The organism is Collinsella sp. CLA-JM-H32B (genome assembly GCF_040098065.1).
Classification (GTDB): Bacteria; Actinomycetota; Coriobacteriia; order Coriobacteriales; family Coriobacteriaceae; genus Collinsella.
This window is the reverse complement of the sequence record NZ_JBBNNA010000008.1, coordinates 72924-92049: the sequence shown is the minus strand read 5'-3', so window position 1 is coordinate 92049 and position 19126 is coordinate 72924. Positions and strand designations below refer to the sequence as shown.

21 protein-coding genes are annotated in these 19126 nt (G+C 56.1%); 9 read left to right on the top strand and 12 right to left on the bottom strand.

The window, feature by feature from the left end; genetic code table 11:
- Window positions 1-300: hypothetical protein (locus AAA138_RS06195; protein WP_349090009.1), on the bottom strand; the 300-nt coding region annotated here is incomplete at its 3' end.
- A gap of 545 nt (window positions 301-845) precedes the next feature.
- On the opposite strand from AAA138_RS06195, the gene AAA138_RS06190 reads away from it, so the two are divergent.
- From AAA138_RS06190 to AAA138_RS06165, 6 genes are all read left to right on the top strand, one after another.
- Window positions 846-1550: a CDP-alcohol phosphatidyltransferase family protein gene (locus AAA138_RS06190; RefSeq protein ID WP_349090008.1), complete on the top strand. Its 705-nt coding sequence runs from the start codon at window positions 846-848 to the stop codon at window positions 1548-1550.
- Between the two features lie 65 nt (window positions 1551-1615).
- Window positions 1616-2050, top strand: coding sequence for an FHA domain-containing protein (locus AAA138_RS06185; RefSeq protein WP_195239292.1), 435 nt, complete (start codon window positions 1616-1618; stop codon window positions 2048-2050).
- Window positions 2051-2053: 3 nt separating this feature from the next.
- A complete protein-coding gene (locus AAA138_RS06180; RefSeq protein ID WP_349090006.1) occupies window positions 2054-2938 on the top strand; it encodes a MerR family transcriptional regulator in 885 nt (294 codons plus the stop codon).
- 36 nt (window positions 2939-2974) lie between these two features.
- Window positions 2975-3505, top strand: coding sequence for an adenine phosphoribosyltransferase (locus AAA138_RS06175; RefSeq protein WP_195233681.1), 531 nt, complete (start codon window positions 2975-2977; stop codon window positions 3503-3505).
- 32 nt (window positions 3506-3537) lie between these two features.
- On the top strand, window positions 3538-4659 hold the full coding sequence (locus tag AAA138_RS06170; RefSeq protein WP_349090005.1) for an NlpC/P60 family protein: 1122 nt from the start codon (window positions 3538-3540) through the stop codon (window positions 4657-4659).
- 178 nt (window positions 4660-4837) lie between these two features.
- Window positions 4838-5704: a DegV family protein gene (locus AAA138_RS06165; protein WP_349090004.1), complete on the top strand. Its 867-nt coding sequence runs from the start codon at window positions 4838-4840 to the stop codon at window positions 5702-5704.
- A gap of 72 nt (window positions 5705-5776) precedes the next feature.
- Here AAA138_RS06165 and AAA138_RS06160 read toward each other — a convergent pair whose 3' ends face one another.
- Both AAA138_RS06160 and AAA138_RS06155 read right to left on the bottom strand, forming a co-directional pair.
- Window positions 5777-6388 carry a DUF1836 domain-containing protein gene (locus tag AAA138_RS06160; protein WP_187361898.1) on the bottom strand — a complete coding sequence of 204 codons (612 nt, stop codon included), beginning with the start codon at window positions 6386-6388 and terminating at the stop codon, window positions 5777-5779.
- Between the two features lie 154 nt (window positions 6389-6542).
- Window positions 6543-7481 carry an FAD-dependent oxidoreductase gene (locus AAA138_RS06155; protein WP_349090002.1) on the bottom strand — a complete coding sequence of 313 codons (939 nt, stop codon included), beginning with the start codon at window positions 7479-7481 and terminating at the stop codon, window positions 6543-6545.
- A gap of 118 nt (window positions 7482-7599) precedes the next feature.
- Here AAA138_RS06155 and AAA138_RS06150 point away from each other — a divergent pair, with 118 nt between their 5' ends.
- Complete coding sequence (locus AAA138_RS06150; RefSeq protein WP_349090000.1) at window positions 7600-8901, top strand: glycosyltransferase; 1302 nt, start codon at window positions 7600-7602, stop codon at window positions 8899-8901.
- Between the two features lie 394 nt (window positions 8902-9295).
- On the opposite strand, the gene dut is transcribed toward AAA138_RS06150, so the two are convergent.
- The 3 genes from dut to AAA138_RS06135 are packed head-to-tail and all read right to left on the bottom strand — an operon-like array spanning window position 9296 to window position 10688.
- Window positions 9296-9739 (bottom strand): dUTP diphosphatase, encoded by a 444-nt coding sequence (gene dut / locus AAA138_RS06145; protein ID WP_195239286.1) that lies wholly within the window; start codon window positions 9737-9739, stop codon window positions 9296-9298.
- 4 nt (window positions 9740-9743) lie between these two features.
- Complete coding sequence (nrdR, locus tag AAA138_RS06140) at window positions 9744-10187, bottom strand: transcriptional regulator NrdR (RefSeq protein ID WP_055285168.1); 444 nt, start codon at window positions 10185-10187, stop codon at window positions 9744-9746.
- A 51-nt stretch (window positions 10188-10238) separates the two neighbouring features.
- Window positions 10239-10688, bottom strand: a complete 450-nt coding sequence (locus AAA138_RS06135) for a LysM peptidoglycan-binding domain-containing protein (RefSeq protein ID WP_349089999.1) — start codon at window positions 10686-10688, stop codon at window positions 10239-10241.
- A 163-nt stretch (window positions 10689-10851) separates the two neighbouring features.
- On the opposite strand from AAA138_RS06135, the gene lexA reads away from it, so the two are divergent.
- Both lexA and AAA138_RS06125 read left to right on the top strand, forming a co-directional pair.
- Complete coding sequence (lexA, locus tag AAA138_RS06130; RefSeq protein ID WP_195445494.1) at window positions 10852-11496, top strand: transcriptional repressor LexA; 645 nt, start codon at window positions 10852-10854, stop codon at window positions 11494-11496.
- Window positions 11496-12200 carry a heparan-alpha-glucosaminide N-acetyltransferase gene (locus AAA138_RS06125; protein ID WP_349089997.1) on the top strand — a complete coding sequence of 235 codons (705 nt, stop codon included), beginning with the start codon at window positions 11496-11498 and terminating at the stop codon, window positions 12198-12200. The genes lexA and AAA138_RS06125 overlap by 1 nt, the downstream gene beginning before the upstream one ends.
- Here AAA138_RS06125 and hflX read toward each other — a convergent pair.
- From hflX to rny, 6 genes are all read right to left on the bottom strand, one after another.
- Window positions 12185-13474, bottom strand: a complete 1290-nt coding sequence (hflX, locus tag AAA138_RS06120) for a GTPase HflX (RefSeq protein WP_349089995.1) — start codon at window positions 13472-13474, stop codon at window positions 12185-12187. The genes AAA138_RS06125 and hflX overlap by 16 nt on opposite strands.
- Complete coding sequence (miaA, locus tag AAA138_RS06115; protein WP_349089994.1) at window positions 13474-14412, bottom strand: tRNA (adenosine(37)-N6)-dimethylallyltransferase MiaA; 939 nt, start codon at window positions 14410-14412, stop codon at window positions 13474-13476. The genes hflX and miaA overlap by 1 nt, the downstream gene beginning before the upstream one ends.
- Entirely contained in the window at window positions 14412-15782 is a 1371-nt protein-coding gene (miaB, locus tag AAA138_RS06110) for a tRNA (N6-isopentenyl adenosine(37)-C2)-methylthiotransferase MiaB (RefSeq protein ID WP_349089993.1), read from the bottom strand. The genes miaA and miaB overlap by 1 nt, the downstream gene beginning before the upstream one ends.
- A 63-nt stretch (window positions 15783-15845) precedes the next feature.
- Complete coding sequence (locus tag AAA138_RS06105; protein WP_006235982.1) at window positions 15846-16163, bottom strand: stage V sporulation protein S; 318 nt, start codon at window positions 16161-16163, stop codon at window positions 15846-15848.
- A 74-nt stretch (window positions 16164-16237) separates the two neighbouring features.
- Window positions 16238-17323 carry an ATP-binding protein gene (locus AAA138_RS06100; protein ID WP_349089992.1) on the bottom strand — a complete coding sequence of 362 codons (1086 nt, stop codon included), beginning with the start codon at window positions 17321-17323 and terminating at the stop codon, window positions 16238-16240.
- Between the two features lies 1 nt (window position 17324).
- The gene (gene rny / locus AAA138_RS06095) at window positions 17325-18875 is read right to left on the bottom strand and encodes a ribonuclease Y (protein WP_115596193.1); all 1551 of its coding nucleotides are present in this window, start codon (window positions 18873-18875) and stop codon (window positions 17325-17327) included.
- Window positions 18876-19126: the final 251 nt, after the last annotated feature.

Here is a 19126-nt window from a genome sequence, read left to right as displayed (position 1 = left end):
GTAGTAGCTCTCGGCAGAATCGAGAAAGGCGGCGTCGGTTTGAGCGGCAAGGGCGGCGTTCGCGTATCTTGCAAGCTCCGCGTCGACTTGCTGCTCTGGAGATAGGTCTGTGCCGCTGGCTTGGGGTGCGCGCGTATTGAATGCGTCGACAAAGCTCTGCATGCCCTGCTTCATAAAGAAGGGCCCGTAGATGGGTGAATTGAACGCAATGGTTATGGAGAAGGCTGCAGCGAGAACGAGCGTAGAGATCCATACGGCCCTGTCTCTTAGGATTAGTTTGAGAAGAAGTCGACAGTACATTTAGAAGCACCTACATTTCTCAAAGCATCGTTAGATTAATAATGCAAGACCGAATGAAGATGCGTGCGATGGGGGCGAGGCGAATGGCTGAGCGGTATCGATACGCGGGTTCAACGGTATTATATTGACCACATAGATTATTAACTTGCATTTCTAACAGTTAAGGAGACGGGTGCTTTCCAGCACACTCCTTCGATGATGCCTTCCGCTAGTTGCTATGCCGGTTTCAGCCAACAAAGAATGTGCCCGGGCGCTCAGGTTCACCGTTAGCGTTGGCAACATATGAGATGGGCCAGACCCTTGCCGCGCGTCGATTGCGCGAGAGGTGTCGGGCTCCATGTTTATTCCACCTGCTTGTTATCAACCAGCTTCGTTCAACGTCAGACATAAAATGTCATTTTTGGAGGCTGATGTACACAAAATCGAATGACATCCCGCCCGATACCACCCTCCACATGTCTGGACTCTCTATGCTTACGCTGGATAGACATCGCTAGAACGGGTATAGTATCGAAAGTTTTGTCGTTTACCAGCGGGGGAGTCCTGTGGGCATCAAGAAGAAGATCAAAAAGGAGCTTATCGGCACTTCCGATTACCCGTCGAATAAGATCTTTACGATCTCCAATTTCATTACCTTTACGCGCCTGGTCCTCACGCTCGTCTTCCTGTACCTGTTTGTGACGGACAACAACCGTGTCGTAGCCATTGTCATCTATGCTATCGCGGCCTCCACCGACTGGATGGACGGTCAGATTGCCCGCATGACCAAAACGGTCTCGTGGCTCGGCAAGGTCATGGACCCCATCTGCGACCGTGCACTGCTGTTTACCGGCGTGTTGGGCCTGGTAGTCCGCGGCGAGCTTCCCATCTGGGTCTGCGTGCTCATTATCGGCCGCGATATCTACCTGGGTATCGGCACGCTCATCGTGCGCCATTATCACCGTCGTCCCATCGATGTCGTCTTTCCCGGCAAGATTGCCACGGCGCTGCTCATGACCGGCTTCTCACTCATGCTGCTTGGGTTCCCCATCATAGACGGCTGGCATCTGCTGCCCGCCACGTTCACGGCATTCCCAGGCCTCAATGGCAGCTCGGTGCCCCTCGGCATCTTCTTTGTGTACGGCGGCGTGATCTTCTCCATGCTCACCGCTGTCATCTATTCCATTAAGGGAGGGGCGGCCATTAAACAGGCCATCGCGCATCCCGAGGACGAGGACACCGACTTTCTCAACCCCGAAATCGAAGACTGATTCATTGGGGTATGATTACGTACGGTTCATTCTTTGCGGCGTGGCCGCGTTAGATAGGGGTTGTCATGGACAACAAGGTTAACAATATGCCTCAGAACGATAAGACTGCGGACGCTACCTGCGTTTTCCGCGTTCCTTCGAGCGATGTTACTGTTCCCGACCTTATGGCCAACGTGCACATCACCGCTCCGGTTCTGTCCATCGTCAAGGGCCCGCAGACCGGAGCTGCCTTTGAGCTCGAGGACGACGTGACCACCATCGGCCGCGATCCCGCGAACGGCATCTTCCTCAACGACATGACCGTCTCGCGCAGCCACGCACGCATTATTCGTGAGGGCCTGGGCGCCCGTATTGAGGATCTGGGCTCGCTCAACGGTACGTGGGTTGACGGCGCCATCGTCAACGGTGCTCCGCTGCACGACGGCTCTTCCGTTCAGATCGGTACGTTCACGCTCATCTACCACGAGAGCACGCCGGAGCGCATCGAAACCGGTGAGTAGTTAATGGCCGAACGCAACTATCTGAGTATCGGCCAAGTCGTCAACCTTCTTCGAGGCGCATACCCCGATCTTTCAAACTCAAAAATTAGATTTCTAGAAGATGAGGGGCTCATCACCCCTCATCGCACGCCTAAGGGGTATCGTCAGTACTCCAAGGAAGACGTTGACCGTCTCGAGGTCATCCTGCACCTGCAGAAGACCCGCTACATGCCGCTCAACGTCATTAAGCAGCGCTTGGAAAACGCAACGGACCTGTCCACTTTGGCTTACGAGGTGGGTCTTTTATCCGATGTTCCGCTTAAGACGGAACCCAAGGAGACCAAGCAAAAGCTGCATCCCATCGAGACCATTCCCGATATGCTCGGCGTCGAGATCTCGTTTATCCGCTCCCTTGCCGAGAACGATCTTATCCGCATCATCAAGAGCCCGCAGAACCGAGAGCTCGTCGATGGCCGAGATTTCCCGATTATCCGTTACTGCTCGGAGCTGTCGCGCTTCCACATTGAGCCGCGCAACCTGCGTCAGTACGTATCGTCGGCAAACCGCGAGTCTTCGATGTTTGAGCAGGTTCTCGTGAGTATGCTCGGCATGGATACCTCCGATGACGAGCGCGACGCCAAGCTCGAGCGCGCTTTTAAAAAGTTGCATGACCTCACCGAGGGTGTGCACACCGCGCTCCTTAAGAATCGTGTCTTTGAGTCGCTCAACGCCGTGGTCGAGGACGCTGACATCGATGCCCTCGATGAGGAGATCGCGCGTTCCGAATCCACCAAGGCTAAAAGCGATGCGACAAGCGTCCCCGCGGTTGCCGCGCACGACGAGTCGCTCGTGCAGCCGTTCAAGGTCGTCGTCCCCTCGCATAACCCGTCTGCTAACACGGGCAAATAACCGCCGTCCACCCGGCAATCCATGAAAGGTCACGCCATGTACGACTTCGAATCTCATATTGTCGATATCCCCGACTATCCCGAGCCCGGAGTCGTCTTTAAAGACATCACGCCGCTCTTTGGCAATCCTGAGGCTCTGAAGGCCATGGTCGATGCACTCGCCGAGCATTTTGCTGGCATGGGCATTACTAAGGTCGTCGGCCCCGAGGCTCGTGGCTTTATGGTGGGCGTGCCCGTGGCCGTCGCCCTGGGCGCCGGCTTTGTTCCCGCACGTAAGCCGGGTAAACTGCCGCGCAAGACGGTGAGCGAGAGCTATGAGCTCGAGTACGGAACGGATTCTATCGAGATCCACGCCGATGCCATCAGCTCTAAAGATACCGTGTTGATTCTGGACGACTTGGTCGCGACGGGCGGAACCGTCGAGGCAACAGGTAAACTGGTGCGAGATATGGGCGCAAAGCTTGTGGGCTACGGTTGTATCCTTGAGCTTGCGTTTCTCAACCCGCGCAAGAAGCTCACGCCTTCTAACGAGGACGTTGAGCTCTTTAGCCTGGTAACGGTGGACTAGCCGCTACCCTTAGATACCGGAAAGGAAGCTACATGCGCACAGCAAACACGCACAGAAACATGGCACGCTGCGCTGCTACGGCAACCCTCGCTTGTGTTTTGGGCCTGGGCCTCGTGGCTCCGGCATACGCCGATACCGCATCCGACCTTGCCGCTGCTCGTACCAAGCTCGAGCAGATCGGCACCCAAACCCAGCAAATTCATGAAGAACTCTCCGCACAGACGCAGGAGCTTGATCAGACTGCAGGCGAGATCACGCAAAAGCAGCAAGAGATTGCCGAGGGCCAGGCAAAGCTTTCGAGCTACGTTGCCGGTGAGTACAAGACCGGCGGTCTGAGTCTCCTTCAGGTTCTGACGGGCGTCGACGATCTTGGCGACATGCTCAACCGTCTCTTCTACTACGGTAAGGTGTCCGACAAGCAGGCCCAGACCATTCAGGAGGTCAAGGACCTTAAGCAGCAGCTCACCGATAAGCAGACCGAACAGGAGAAGAACGTCGCCGCGACGCAGAAGAAGGTCGACGAGCTCAACGCCCAGCAGGCTGAGGCCCAGAGTGTCGTGAACTCCCTGGATTCGCAGCTGCAGGCCGAGCTTGCTGCCGAGGCCGAGGCCAACGCTGCGCTGCAGGCTGGCATTAATGCCAGCACCGCCGAAAAGGCCACGGTGAGCAATGACACCGCCGGTACGACCGAGAACACCAACAATGGTGGCGGTACGACCAACAACGGCGGCGGCAACACGCCTGCGCCCGCGCCCGCTCCTGCTCCCACGCCGCAGCCCGTGACGCCCGCTCCGGCTCCGACGCCTTCCGCACCGAGCCAGTCCGTTGACGGTGGTACCGTTGTTTCGCGCGCCTACAGCAAGCTCGGTTATGCTTATTCTTGGGGCGGTATTGGACCGAACAGCTTTGACTGCTCCGGCTTTGTGAGCTATTGCCTCACCGGCCGTTATTGCCGCCTTGGCACCACGGGTACCTTCATGGGCTGGACCCGCGTGTCCGATCCCCAGCCTGGTGACGTCGTGGTTAACTCTTACCACACCGGCATCTACATTGGTAACGGCCAGATGATCCATGCTTCCGACTACAAGACGGGCGTCATCATCAGCTCCGTCGCAGCCGGTATGAATAACAACTACATCTTCGTACGCTACTAATTTATTACTACAGCGAACGAACGTGGGCCTCGCGATCTTGAGTCACGAGGCCCATTCTTTTTGCCCCTACCGTTTGCCATAAGATCAAGACAGCTATCTAGTATTCAAAACTAGATAGCTGTTCAATCAATCAAAAAGATGGCTATAATTGTTGGGGAACAATTAGAAAGGACCCTCAATGAGCTGGGCACTTATTTCCGATTCGAGCTGCAATCTTCGCGATTGGCAACCAACCGCACCTCATACCACCTTTGCATTTGCACCCCTTAAGATCCGAGTGGGGGAGCGCGAATTTGTCGATGACCTCTCGCTCGATGTTAACGAGCTCAATTGCGCCGTGCAGGCGGAGTCGAGCGCTTCTTCGAGCGCCTGTCCAAGCGTAGGGGAGTGGGCTGAACTCTTTAGGCTTGCCGACAAGACGATCTGCATGCCCATCTCGGAGGGCGTATCGGGAAGCTACAATGCCGCAGCCACCGCACGTGACATGGTGCTTGCCGAGGAGCCCAACCGCCAGATTCATTTGGTTAACTCGCGAGCCGCAGGTGGCAAAATGGATCTGATCTTCTTGCTGTTCGACCGCTATCTTGCGAGCAACCCGGACGTTTCCTTTGAAGACGCCTGCGCCTATTTCGATAGCTTGGAGCAAAACAGCAAAATCCTCTTTAGTTTATGCAATTACGAAAACCTTGCGAAGGCTGGACGTATTCCCAAGGCAGCCGGGGTCATTGCCAACAAGCTCAATATCCGCATTTTAGGCACTGCGAGCGAAGCGGGCGAAATTGAACTCGTTGGGCACACGCGTGGCGAAAAGAAGATGCTCACCAAGATTGTCGACACCATGGAGGCCGAGGGCTTTACTGGCGGCGAGGTCATCATCGATCACGTTGAGAACGAAGCTGGAGCCCAGGCGCTTGCCGACCGCATTGTGGAGCACTGGCCAGGCTCCAAGACTATCATCATGCCCTGTAACGGGCTAGATTCCTATTACGCCGAGATGCACGGTCTCATCATCGGTTACGGCATGGGTGTAGCTTCGGGCCGATAATGTACAACTAGTCAAACGCGCGGGCGGGATAAGGGGCCACTGGCCCCTTATCCCGCCCGTCTTATACCTCAGTTAGCTATTAAACCCATTGAACTTAAGATAGCTCATCAGGTATGCCTTCGAAACAAAGGACGATACCGCACTGCGTACGAGCAGCGACTCGCGCGTAACTTGATGTGCGGTATCGGGCACAGGAGTCTGCTCGACGGAAAACGCCGCACGAATCGATGCCTCAAGCTGATCGACAACATAATCAAAGGCGGTCGGAGCGTCGTAGCTCAAGCGCTGAATATTAAAGAGCGCCTGAACCGCAGCGATGGGTAGCACCTGCTTAAAGATACAAATGGCGATGAGACGCGCAATCTGCTCACGGCCATACTGTTTTTTAACCGGAGCAGGAACGAGGCCGACCTTCACGTAGTTATTGATCATCGATGGCGTGATAACGGGCTGCTCTACGCAAATCGAAAGCGGCTCCATCCACAGCGCAACATATTCAATAACCTGATCGCGATAGAGCGTTACGTTGGGCAGCTGGTCATAGCGTGGCAAGCTCAACGCGTTGAGTTTTCCCACCATATCGGACTGAATAAATGCATCCGGCAGCACCGTCGGCTGAATATCCTCCGGCTTAATGCTGACCGATGTATCGGACATCGGGATAACATGTTTAGCGTGGTTCATAAGAGGCCTCCGTTCGTTTTCTATATTGTATTCTAGGTTATCTAGTTTTGCATACCACATAGCCGCTAAGTAAAAGTGGTTAGACAGCACATTGACGCACCGTCCAACCACTTTGTTTAAAGATAGCAACCTTACATAAGATATATTATCGTACTTATCCGCGTAGGAAAGCGTATGCGCTGGTTGCCGCTATAGCACCGTCCGATACGGCGGTCACAACCTGGCGTAAACGCTTGGAACGAATATCGCCGGCTGCGAATAATCCGGGTGTGCGGGTTGCCATGGAATCATCGGTGACAATGCCGCCGTCGGGAGCCAGATCGACTAGGTGCTCAACGAGCTCGGTATGTGGCTGCGTCCCCGTAAAGACAAAAATGCCAAACGAGCCCGGATCAAAAGACTCGGAATACGTTTCACCGGTTGCGTTGTCCTTAAACGTGATTGTCGTGGGCATCGCTTCACCAGAAAGCTCAACAATACTAGTTTGGTACCTAACTGAAATATTGTCCTTAGCAAGCACCTTATTCACAACGCCCTCGGGTGCACGGAACTGATCGCGACGCAGCACGATAGTCACGCTGCTGGCAATGTCGGACAGGAACAGCGCCTCCTCGCATGCCGAATTGCCGCCTCCGACAACAAAGACCTGCTTGCCACGGAAGAACATGCCGTCACACGTCGCGCAGTACGAAACGCCACGACCGCGATACGTGTCCTCGCCGACAAAACCCGCAGGACGCGGCGTGGCGCCCATGCACGCAACGACGCTCTTGGCTGCTGTATCGCCCATATCATGATGGATGGTAAATTGTGCCGCATCGGCATCGTAATCGACGCCTGTCACCATACTCCATTCAACCTGAGCCCCCAGGCCTTCAGCATGCTGTTGAAACCGCTCACCAAGTTCGGCACCGCTCAGTAGCGGAATGCCAGGATAATTCTCGATCTCGTTGGACGTGGCGATCTGTCCGCCAGACATGCCCTGCTCAAGGACAGTCGTCGTCAGGTTGGCACGCGCCGCATAAATGGCGGCAGCATAGCCCGCGGGGCCGCCGCCGATAATCGCAACATCGATTGTCTGATCGGTAGTCATGAAGAGTCCTCTCGTCGAAACGTTGTCGTTCTTTGCGCTCATACCCAAATTTACGTGAACGTGACACTCATGCACTACAATGATAAATCCGTGTTACAACGTCGAAGGGGAGTTATCGATGGATCAGACGCAGACGAGCGACGATGCTCCCCTGCTCACGAACAGCGCTCCCCAATCGGAGCAAACCACGCTCTTGGCTCAGCAAAAACCCCTCGTGACCATCGTGCACGCCTCGGTCGGCTCGGGCCACAAGGCCGCCGCAAATGCGATTGCGCAGGCATTCGACCTCATCCGCGGCACCAATGGCATCCCCGAGGATGTTGAGATTGAAGTGCTCGATATCCTTGATTTTGGACGCATTAAATTCGACGGCAATAAGACCGCGGCTTCTTTTACGGGAGCCACGCGCCCCATTTACGACCTGACCTGGCGGTATACGCTTACGGGACATCTTCTCTGGGGTGGCGGCACGGCATGGTCGCGAATTATGTTCCCCGCCTTCAACGAATATATTCGTAACCGCAGGCCCATAGCCGTGGTCGCAACGCACATCACGGCAGCCAACGTTGCCGTGGGCGCCCGCGTAATTACGGGTATCGATTATCCGGTCATCTGCGTCCCGACCGACTACGAAGTCGAGGGCTGGTGGCCCCACAAGGACACCGATCTATTCTGTGTTGCCAACGAATTTATGGCCGAAACGCTGCGACCGCGCAAGGTGCCCGAGGCAAAGATTCGCATTACCGGCATTCCTATTCGCGCCGGATTCGACACGGATTACGATCGCGAGGAAGAGCTTGCCAAGTTCAACCTCCCCACCGACAAGACCGTCGTGCTGGTAATGGCCGGTGCCAGTTTGCCTCAGCCTTACGTCCGGTTTCGCGCGGCGATGGACCACATACTCCCCTTTCTGCGCAGCTTCGAAGACATGCACTTTGTCTTTTTGCCGGGCAAAGACGTGGAGTATGCCACCCGGCTGAAGACGCTCTTCGATGCCATGAAGCTCGAGAACGTCACGGTGTTGGACTATGTCGACGACATGGCGGCCCTCATGCACGGCTGCGACCTGGCAATCCTCAAATCGGGCGGACTAACGGTCACCGAGTGCCTATGCGCACATCTGCCGATGATCCTGCTGGGCAAGTCCTATGGCCAGGAAAAGGCCAACACCACTATGCTCACCGGCATGGGCGCCAGCATGCACGTCACCACGGCACGAGAGCTCATCGTGACGTTGCGCCACCTGCACGATCATCCGGAGTCGCTTAAAGCCCTACTCATCAACGGCGAAGTACTACGCCGTCCCCACGCAGCCGAAGACATTGCCGTCGCCACCATGGAGCTTACAGGCAAGCCCCAAAAGCGCAAACGAGCCTTCTGCCGCTTCTACTGGGGCGGAAAACCTGCGCATATCAGGTAGACGAAAGTCCGCTGCTCGGCGGGAGCCGCCCATATATCATTCCATGCTCAAACATTCTCGCTGCGCTGCGAAACTGCGCGTGGAACGATATATGGGCGGCTCCCGCCGAGCAGCTACGTTTACGTGCTAGCAGCTATGCCAGATTCCCTACCATTAGAACCTGCAAAGGAGAAACCGGAAAAAATAAATATAGTAAGCCGATGCGAGAAAGGAGGTTTTCCTTTATCGCATCGGCTTACTAGAAAGAAAGGCTTTTATTTTTCAAGCGAGTAACCGCCCGCCCGCCTCTCACACATATCGTTCCACGCGCAGTTTCGCAGTGAGCGAAGCGAAGCGAGAATGTTTGAGCATGGAATGATATGTGTGAGAGGCGGGCGGGAGGGATATGAGCGCCCTAAGCGACGCCGCTAGAACCGAAACCGCCGGCTCCTCGGTCGGTTTCGTCTAGTTCTTGTACTTCTACGAGGTTGACCGTGGGGACTTCTTGGATGACGAGTTGGGCGATGCGGTCGCCTTTGTTGATTTGGATGTTGTTCGTGGGGTCTAGGTTGATGAGGATGACTTTGAGCTCTCCTCGGTAGTGGGCGTCGATGAGGCCAGGAGTGTTGACTATGGACAGGCCTTGCTTAATGGCCAGGCCGCTGCGGGGCTGGACAAAGCCGGCGTAGCCGTCGGGCAGAGCGATAGCTAGGCCCGTGGAGACCAGACGACGCTCAAAGGGCTTCAGAATGCAATCCTCGTTGGAACGCAGGTCAAGACCGGCATCTGTAGGATGGGCGTATTTGGGAAGTTCGACGGTTGGGTCGAGACGTTTAATGTTAACGGTAATGTTGGACATGAAATCACCTTAGCTTGTCGAGCTCTTGCAGAAACTCATCGACGTCTTTGAAATCGCGATAGACCGAGGCAAAGCGGATGTAGGCCACTTTATCGATCTTGGCCAACCGCTTAAGAACCATATCGCCCAGCTCATGAGACGTAACGGCCGTAAGCGTACGGGAGCGAAGCTCGACCTCAATATCGTCAATGATCTCGTTGAGCTTTTTAGTATCGATATCACGCTTGATCGTAGCGCGCATCAAACCGACCAGCAGCTTATTGCGATCGAACCGTTGCTTGGATCCGTCTGACTTAATGACCTCGATAGGGTCTTCACAACGCTCAAATGTCGTAAAGCGATAATTGCATGAGCAGCATTCGCGACGGCGCTTGATGGTGTTATTTGATTCCTGCATGCGGGAATCAACGACGCGGGTATGTGCCTTGCCGCATTTGGGACAGCGCATGGTACCTCCTCTAAAACGATTACAAGGGTACCATGCGACGGTACTTAAATCTTAGGAACGTGCGGGAACTTTAAGATGCACACCGGCATCGAGCGAGCCATGCTCCAGGTGATTGACGTTGCGGATCATATCAGAGGTCTCCTGCGTGGAAAGACCCTCAATCGGATGCTCCTGGGCTAGCGACCACAAGGAATCGCCAGACTGAACACGGACGGTCTCGTAGGTAACGTTGGATACCGACTCGGCATACGCGGCGTGACGAGCGCTGAAGATCGAGGTGGCAAGTACAAAGAAGAGCGTGAGCGCAACGGCAAGAGCGGCGATCGTCGAAGCCTTTAGGGCAACGGGGGCCGAAGTCGTGGCGACGCACTGGCTGCGGACGGGCTTGCCAGGCAGTGTTTGGAAACCAGATCGGCCGCCTTTAACAACCGTGAAAGCCGGCGCCGCAGGCGTCTCGAGCTTAAGGGCGAGGTTTCCCTGGACCATATCCGTTGCGTTCATCATGTTCTCCTCTCGCGTGTTTTGCTGAGAACAGTTTTATCAAGCCGCGCGGACAAAAATGTCTAGCGCGAGAACGAATGTTCGGTTATTATTATCTTCGAACAGTTGTTCCTGTCAAGCAATAATCGAACATTTGTTTGACATTGGCAGAGAGGATCCCCTGATGGCTCGCAAAATTACCAAGCGTCAGCAGCAGATTTACGACTTCATCAAGGAATATCAGCAGGAGAAGGGCTATCCGCCCAGTGTGCGCGAGATGGCATCGGCCGTAGGCCTCTCCTCCCCCAGCACGGTGCATGCTCATCTCTCTGCCCTGGAGGCTCGAGGTCTGCTCAAGCGCGATGCCACCAAGCCTCGCGCCCTAGAGCTTTTTGATGAGGACGGATCTTCCGTCTCGATTTCCAAATCCGATGAACCCACAGCGCCCCGCGGAACGGTCTCGCTGCCGCTCGTCGGTCGCGTCGCGGCTGGGATTCCCATTCTGGCCGAGCAAAATATCGAGGACACCTTTACCATCCCGACCGAAATCGCCACAGACCAGGGCTCCTTTATCCTTGAAGTGCACGGCAACTCAATGATCAATGTCGGCATCTACAACGGTGACTACATTATCGTTCGCGAGCAAAAGAGCGCCATGAACGGCGAAATCGTCGTGGCCATGATCGATGGCTCGGCGACCGTCAAGACGTTCTACAAGGAGCAGGGGCGCGTGCGCCTGCAGCCCGAGAACGACACCATGGAGCCCATCTATGCGACGAACCCCGTTATTTTGGGTAAGGTTGTCGGATTAATGCGCCGGTTCTCGTAATGCAAAAACGCATCACCATATTTGATACCATCCGCGGGTTTACGATGCTATCGATGGCAGGTTTCCACGCCTGCTACGATTTGGCTTACCTATATGGATGGGATATGCCATGGTTTACCGAAACGGTTTTCCAGGATATCTGGCGCGCTAGTATCAGCTGGGTATTTTTGTTTATCGCCGGCTGGATGTGCACGTTCTCGCGCAATAACGTTAAGCGCGCCCTCAAATACGCGGCCGCGGCCTTGATCGTATGGATTGCAACTACACTGGTATCAGTCGACGATTCGGTAAACTTTGGCATCATTTATTGCATGGCGGTGTGCACCGCGGTGGTTGCACTCACCCGTCCGTTACTCCAAAAAATACCGGGCTCGTGGGGCATCGCAGTATGCCTTGTTCTTTTTACCCTAACCTGGGGCATTCCAAAGGCGGTCTACCCACTCCCCTACCTGGCATGGCTTGGATTCCCGGGCCCGGATTTTGTTTCGGGAGATTACTATCCGCTCATTCCGTTTGTCTTTATGTACCTTACCGGCTTCTTTACAGCCCAGGCATCACAAGCATCAAGGCACGAAGCGCCGGCATGGGCATACGCCAATCCCATCCCGGCGCTCGCAGTCCTCGGTCGGCATGCCTTACCGTTCTACCTGCTCCATCAGCCTGTCATTCTAGGCGTACTAGAGCTCGTTTATTCCGTACGATAGCGCTCAAGACGCGGCGCGATTCGAGCCGGTAACTTCGCCACAATGCGAACGCCGTCCTCTAGATATTCCTCATGCAGAAGGGTTCCCTGCTCATGCACCAGCGTGATGAGTGCGCCCTCGCGATACGGGATATCAGCGGAGAGCAACACATCGGTGGCAGCCGCCTCTCGAGCAATTCGGTCGACGAGATCGTCGAGCCCCTCGCCCGTCTGGGCCGAAAACAGCACGGCCTCGGGATAGCGACGACGGAAACTCAATCGATCGACGCTATCGAGTAGGTCGATTTTATTGAACACCGTAAGCGTCAAACGCTCGCCGGCACCGATCTCGTCAAGAACGCGATCGACTGCCTCGAGTTGGCGCTCGTAGTCCTCGTCAGAGGCATCCACAACTTTAAGGATCAGGTCGGCACCAAGGACCTCAGACAGCGTGGACTTAAAGGCATCAACGAGACCATGCGGAAGCTTTTGAATAAAGCCAACGGTATCGGTAATGGTCATGCCACGACCGCCGGGCAAGCGATACGAGCGCGTCGTCGGATCGAGCGTGGCAAACAATTTGTCCTGTGAAAGCACCGTAGACCCGGTCAGGCGATTGAGCAACGTCGACTTTCCGGCATTGGTATAACCGGCTAGGGCAACGCGAAACGCCGGCGACTCGATACGGCTCTTTGACTGGACATCGCGGCGCTGTTCAACCTGCTTGAGCTCGCGACGAAGAGCGGCAATCTTGTTGCGAATCAAACGTCGGTCAACCTCGAGCTGGCTTTCGCCCTGACCAAAGCGCGAACCAATGCCACCGCGTGTCTGCTCTTTTGCAAGATGGCTCCACATACCGCGCAAGCGGGGCAACAGATACTGCAATTGGGCTAACTGCACCTGCAGACGGCCCTCACGGGTCTGAGCGTGCAGACCAAAGATATCGAGAATCAACGCCGTACGGTCGATAATCTTAACCGGTTCGCCCACGGCTTTCTCCAGATACGACTGCTGCGAGGGCGTTAAATCGTCGTCGAAGATAACAACATCGGCATCCATACGATGCACGAGCCCGCAAAGCTCCTCAACCTTACCGGAGCCGATAAACGATTTTGGATACGGCTTAACCAGACGCTGTGACAAACGCGCCACGCACTGAGCGCCAGCCGTATGGGCCAGGCGCTCAAGCTCGTCAAGCGAGCGATCGAGCGGCCAGGCGTTATCGCGCCACTCAACTCCGACAAGAACGGCGCGTTCGGGCGCAGGAGCCGTTGGAACGAGGGGAAACCGAGCCATTAGACCGCCTCGATACGGTGAAGGATATCCTCAACGACCTCATCGATCGTAAACTCGTCCATATCGAACCACACGATACGGTCATCGCGTTTAAACCACGAAAGCTGACGCTTGGCATAGCGACGCGAACGCGTCTTGATGAGTTCGCGAGCCTCATCCATAGAAATCACGCCGTTAAGGGCATCGATAATCTCTTTATAGCCAATCGCCTGCATCGAAGTCAGGGCATCTCCCAGCCCCTGGTCCATAAGACCGCGAACCTCATCAACAAGACCCTGCTCAAACATCAGATCGACGCGTAGGTTAATACGCTCGTAAAGCGCCTCACGATTACGCATCAACCCAAACCACAGAGCGTGATAATGCTCGCGCGGAACACTAAACTGCGACTTTTGCTGCGCGTAGGACACACCATCATCGTGCATTTCGAGCGCGCGAATCACGCGACGAACATTATGGGGGTGGATGACCGCAGCGGACTCGGGGTCACGCTCGGCAAGCAGCGCGTGCAGCGCTTCCTCGCCAATGCGTTCGGCAAGCTCCTGATACCCCGCGCGGCGATCGTCCTCAAGCTCGCCTGAGGGAAAATCCATTTCATCCAGGGCGGCCTTGAGATACAGGCCTGTGCCCCCGCAAAACACCGGTAGGCGGCCCTCGCCCAGCAAGCGCTCAACATGCACACGAGCGTCTGCCTGATACAGCGCTGCAGAATATGCAACGCCCGGTTCAACAATATCGACCAGGCGTAGAGGCGCCGTGCACTCCTCGGGTGCCATCTTGGCAGTGCCGATATCCATACCTCGATAGATTTGCATCGCGTCACACGACAGCACTTCGGACGAAAGACGAGCCGCCAAACGATCTGCGACATCACTTTTGCCAACCGCGGTCGGACCGACAATCGCAACGGCGGAAAGGCCTGCCCCGGGAGAAATCATTAGCGCGGCTCGCCCACAACGGATCCGGACAGATACCACGTCTTGGCGACGTCGATGTCAACATCGACAATCTTGCCAATCAACTGATCGATGCTGTAGCCCGCGGGAATCGGTGCATGAACGGTCTGATTCTTAGGACTCTTGCCCAGCAGCACCGCGTCATTCTTTTTGCTCATACCCTCAATAAGCGCCGGAACAACGGTGTGGAGCTCACCCTGGTTATACTCGTGCGCTGTGGTCTCGATAACCTTCACCAGACGATTGAAGCGCTCAAGAATCACCTCATGCGGCGTGGGATCGTCAATCTCGGCGGCCGGAGTACCGGCGCGCTTGGAATAGATAAACGTATAGGCCTGAGCATAACGGACGGTCTCGGCAAGCGAGAGCGTCTGCTCAAAGTCTTCCTCGGTCTCGCCGGGGAATCCCACGATGATATCGGTCGAAAGCGCGATATTGGGCATGCGATTTCGGATGCGATCGACGAGTCCCAGATAATCCTCGCGCGTATAGCGACGATTCATCTCTTTAAGGATGCGCGTCGAGCCCGATTGAACTGCCAGGTGCAGCTGCGGCATGACGGCAGGCGTCTCGGCCATAGCGTCGATAGTCTCGGGCAGCAGGTCTTTGGGGTGCGAGGAAGTAAAGAAGATGCGCTCTACACCCGTATCGCCCACGGCACGCAACAGATCGGCAAAGCGCGGCTTGCCAAACAGGTCGCGACCATAGGAGTTGACGTTTTGACCCAGCAGCGTGACCTCTCGCACGCCCTGGCGTACTAGACCGGTGACCTCGTCGACAATCTCCTCGAAAGGGCGGCTCTTTTCGCGACCGCGCACATACGGCACGATGCAATAGGTGCAGAAATTGTTGCAGCCCGTCATTATGGGGACCCAGGCGTGATACTGGGTCTCGCGATGCCACGGCATGCTCATCGCATCCGTGTCCTCGTGTTCATTGGTGCGAATATGACGCTTGCCGTCCAAGAACGCCTCGGCAATGAGCTCGGCAACATGCGCGATGGAATGCGTGCCAAAGATAACATTGACGTTATCGACATTGGTGAGCAGACCCTCGCCGTCGCGCTGCGCGATACAGCCGCCCACGGCGACCACGCGCTTGCCCGAGGGCGAAGGCGGGAGGCTCTTACAAGAGTTGCACTGACCGTACAGACGAGTATCGGCGGCCTCTCGCACGCAGCACGTCATGAACACGACAATGTCAGCATGCTCCGGATCGAGCGCCATGAGGCAGCCATATGAGTCGAGCAGACCACTCACGCGCTCGGAGTCGTGCTGATTCATCTGGCAGCCAAAGGTGCGGATAAAGTAGGTTTTACCGGCAAGAATATCGCGTACGGAACCCTGGTCCATGTGTATAAGTCCTAACGAGGTGGAATAAGCGGGATCAAAGAGGGCGGGCAAAGAGTAAAAACTCTATGCCACAGGCTTAACGTCGTCCATCACAACGTTATCCATGGCAGCTCGATTAATCTGATGAACGTAAATAGAAAGACGGATGGCCGTGCGCGACTCCCCGTTGATGAGGATGTCGGAGAACACCGGCGCGCAGGAAATATCAAACCCGGTCGGAATCAAAAAGCCGCGCGCGATAGCCACGGCCTTAATTGCCTGGTTGACGGCACCCGCGCCAACACACTGAATATTGACGGGAACACCATCTTTGACCATGCCGGCAATGGCGCCGGCAACGGACGCGGGCGATGATTTGCTTGATACCTTCAGGCAATCCATGAAGAAACTCCTGCGTTTAAAAGTACGTTTTAACTGCAATAACTGTATCGTACCGAACGGACTCGGTAAAGATGCTATTCCTCTTTGGCAAGGTCGAACGTCACGGTAATACGATCACGCGAAACACGAATCTTGGGGTCGCCGCAAAGGTTGAGATAGTACCGCGATGCAAGATCGTTAAAATCGCGCTCGACGGCTCGCGAGAACTGCGCCATGTCGTCCTTGGCGATACGCAACCCGCGACGATCTTTGGCGAGATCAACCGGAGCAGACGCATGTGAGGACGAATCGCGCTCGCGTAGCAGGCGTGCGGTCACACCGCGAACGGGCTTAATCTGGCCCGCCAAGATACGATGCGCCGTACGCTCGGACATCTCAAGGCCCAAACCCGAACAGATACGGATAAAGTCTTCCGCATCCGAAGCAAGACCCAGACGATCGACCACGGGAAGCTCGGCTTCGTCGTCGATAAACAAAAGACGTGAAGCATCGAGACGGCTGGAGGCCTGCGCATGCAGCGTCGCGGCAATCTCGGACGGAGACCCCAGATAGACATCACAGGCGCGCAGCTCCTCGAGGGCAAACTCGCAGGCGGCGCGAATGATGTTGTGAGGGCCACGGGCGCAGACATAGTGACCGTCCTCGTCCTTCACGGCCTGAGGCCAGCTGGACTGATCGGCGCGCTCGCCAAGGCGGTCGGTAGCGACGCTCACCTTAAAGACCGAGCCAAGGTCAACATCCGACGTGACAACGCGTGCCTCGTCGGTGTTTTGCTTAATCGAGAACAAAGCCATGCCTCGACCGTGAACGCCCCAACGGTCCATCTTCATACTCTCGAGCTTGGAGGTAACGCGGGCATCAAAGATGCGCTCCTGCATATCCTGCGGCACGCCCGAGCCATTATCCAGAAAGACGAGCGTACGGACGCCATCTTCCTTGGTCGTGGCGAGATAGACCTTGTCGGCGCCGGCATCACGAGCGTTGCGCAGCATTTCGATGACAATATCCTCGACATGCTGAATGTCGTGCTTTGCCTGGCGCCGCTCGGCCTCCGAAACGCGGAGGCGGACATACCCCTCGCCAAGGTTCTCCTCGACGCGAAGGTTGCCCTCCCCCGACATCGACGCGATAAATGAGATGAGCTCGTTCGCGTCGTTCATGTTATTTAGCGATATCGACAGCGCGGCTCTCGCGAATCACGACGACGCGCACCTGACCGGGATACTCCATCTCTTCCTCGATCTGATGGGCGATGTCATGAGCCAAGACCGTGGACTGAGCATCGGAAATCTTGTCCGGCTGAACCATGACGTGAACCTCGCGACCAGCCTGCATAGCATAGGTACGCTCGACGCCGTCATGGGAGTTGGCGATCTCCTCGAGCTTCTCAAGGCGCTTGATGTAGTTCTCGGCCGATTCGCGACGGGCACCGGGGCGAGAGGCAGAAACGGCATCGGCAGCCTGGACCAGAACATCGAGCACCGTGTTGGGATCGACGTCGGCGTGATGGGCCTCGATAGCGTGAACGATAACGGGCTTCTCGCCATAGCGACGGGCGAGCTCGGCGCCGATAACGGCATGCGGACCCTCGACGTCATGGTCGATAGCCTTGCCAAGATCGTGTAGCAGGCCGGCGCGCTTGGCAGTCACAACGTCCAGGCCAAGCTCGGAAGCCATCACGCCGCACAGGTCGGAAACCTCGAGGGAATGCTGGAGCACGTTCTGACCAAACGAGGTGCGGTAGCGCAGAGCACCCAGGGTCTTAACGATCTCGGGGTGCAGATCGTGGATACCGGTATCGAAGGCAGCCTGTTCGCCAGCTTCGCGCACGCGCTGCTGAACCAAGTCGGCGGCCTTGTGATACATCTCCTCGATGCGGGCAGGGTGAATGCGGCCGTCAGCGATAAGGTTCTCAAGGGCCACGCGGGCGGTCTCGCGACGGACCGGATCGAAGCTCGAAAGCACAACGGTCTCGGGCGTATCATCGATCACGAGGTTGACACCGGAAACCTGCTCGAAGGTGCGGATGTTGCGACCCTCGCGGCCAATGATGCGACCCTTGAGGTCATCGGAAGGAATGTGCACGGAGGTAACGGTAACCTCGGCAGTGTGGTCGGCGGCACAACGCTGAATCGCCAGGGAGAGGATCTCCTGAGCGGTCTTATGGCACTCGGCGCGAACCTGCTGCTCGGACTCGCGAATGATCGTGGCGGCCTCGTGGGTAACCTCGCCGCGAACCTTATCGAGAAGCTCCTTGTGAGCGTCCTCGCGGGTCAGGTCGGCGATGCGCTCGAGCTCCGAGGTCTGCTTGGCGCAGAGCTCCTCAAGCTCGCGGGAGCGCTTCTCGACCTGGCCAGCCTGGCTGGACAGCTGATGTTCACGCTTGTCGAGGGCATCGTTGCGGCGATCGAGGGACTCCTCGCGCTGCATCACACGGTTCTCGAGCGTACGAATCTCGCTCTTACGCTGCTTGTCCTCGGCCTCGGCAGCCTGCTTATTCTTGATGATCTCTTCCTTTGCCTCAAGCAGAGCCTCTTTTTTGAGGGTCTCGGCCTGGCGCTTTGCATCACCGATTAGGGACTCAGCCTGTGCGTGAGCCGACTGGATCTTTTCGTCGGCCTCGTGAAGACTACCCTGCTTGGCGGTGCGCATGTAGGCAATGGCGGCGATGGCACCCAAAACAATGCCAACGAGCGCTGCGATGATAGGCATGCTCACTCCTTTTTATGGATTCGTTACACAACAAAGCGAACCGTCCTTACGAACGGCTCGCGACATTTGAGTAATATGGGCGCAGCTTATGCGGGTCGGATACAGATAAACATATAAACAAACTCATCAAAGATGAGCACATATCACAAAGCAAATGACAGTGTTTATCGTACGTTGAACCGCAACAACTGTCAAATAAATGGACCCAGCACGGCGGCTAAAAGGCGGTGAACGGCAGGTGCGCAAAACAC

Coding starts and splice junctions, on each gene's coding strand:
- AAA138_RS06185 (WP_195239292.1), top strand. CDS start 1,616: ATGGACAACAAGGTTAACAATATGCCTCAGAACGATAAGACTGCGGAC.
- AAA138_RS06180 (WP_349090006.1), top strand. CDS start 2,054: ATGGCCGAACGCAACTATCTGAGTATCGGCCAAGTCGTCAACCTTCTT.
- AAA138_RS06175 (WP_195233681.1), top strand. CDS start 2,975: ATGTACGACTTCGAATCTCATATTGTCGATATCCCCGACTATCCCGAG.
- AAA138_RS06170 (WP_349090005.1), top strand. CDS start 3,538: ATGCGCACAGCAAACACGCACAGAAACATGGCACGCTGCGCTGCTACG.
- AAA138_RS06165 (WP_349090004.1), top strand. CDS start 4,838: ATGAGCTGGGCACTTATTTCCGATTCGAGCTGCAATCTTCGCGATTGG.
- AAA138_RS06160 (WP_187361898.1), bottom strand. CDS start 6,388: ATGAACCACGCTAAACATGTTATCCCGATGTCCGATACATCGGTCAGC.
- AAA138_RS06155 (WP_349090002.1), bottom strand. CDS start 7,481: ATGACTACCGATCAGACAATCGATGTTGCGATTATCGGCGGCGGCCCC.
- AAA138_RS06150 (WP_349090000.1), top strand. CDS start 7,600: ATGGATCAGACGCAGACGAGCGACGATGCTCCCCTGCTCACGAACAGC.
- dut (WP_195239286.1), bottom strand. CDS start 9,739: ATGTCCAACATTACCGTTAACATTAAACGTCTCGACCCAACCGTCGAA.
- nrdR (WP_055285168.1), bottom strand. CDS start 10,187: ATGCGCTGTCCCAAATGCGGCAAGGCACATACCCGCGTCGTTGATTCC.
- AAA138_RS06135 (WP_349089999.1), bottom strand. CDS start 10,688: ATGAACGCAACGGATATGGTCCAGGGAAACCTCGCCCTTAAGCTCGAG.
- lexA (WP_195445494.1), top strand. CDS start 10,852: ATGGCTCGCAAAATTACCAAGCGTCAGCAGCAGATTTACGACTTCATC.
- AAA138_RS06125 (WP_349089997.1), top strand. CDS start 11,496: ATGCAAAAACGCATCACCATATTTGATACCATCCGCGGGTTTACGATG.
- hflX (WP_349089995.1), bottom strand. CDS start 13,474: ATGGCTCGGTTTCCCCTCGTTCCAACGGCTCCTGCGCCCGAACGCGCC.
- miaA (WP_349089994.1), bottom strand. CDS start 14,412: ATGATTTCTCCCGGGGCAGGCCTTTCCGCCGTTGCGATTGTCGGTCCG.
- miaB (WP_349089993.1), bottom strand. CDS start 15,782: ATGGACCAGGGTTCCGTACGCGATATTCTTGCCGGTAAAACCTACTTT.
- AAA138_RS06105 (WP_006235982.1), bottom strand. CDS start 16,163: ATGGATTGCCTGAAGGTATCAAGCAAATCATCGCCCGCGTCCGTTGCC.
- AAA138_RS06100 (WP_349089992.1), bottom strand. CDS start 17,323: ATGAACGACGCGAACGAGCTCATCTCATTTATCGCGTCGATGTCGGGG.
- rny (WP_115596193.1), bottom strand. CDS start 18,875: ATGCCTATCATCGCAGCGCTCGTTGGCATTGTTTTGGGTGCCATCGCC.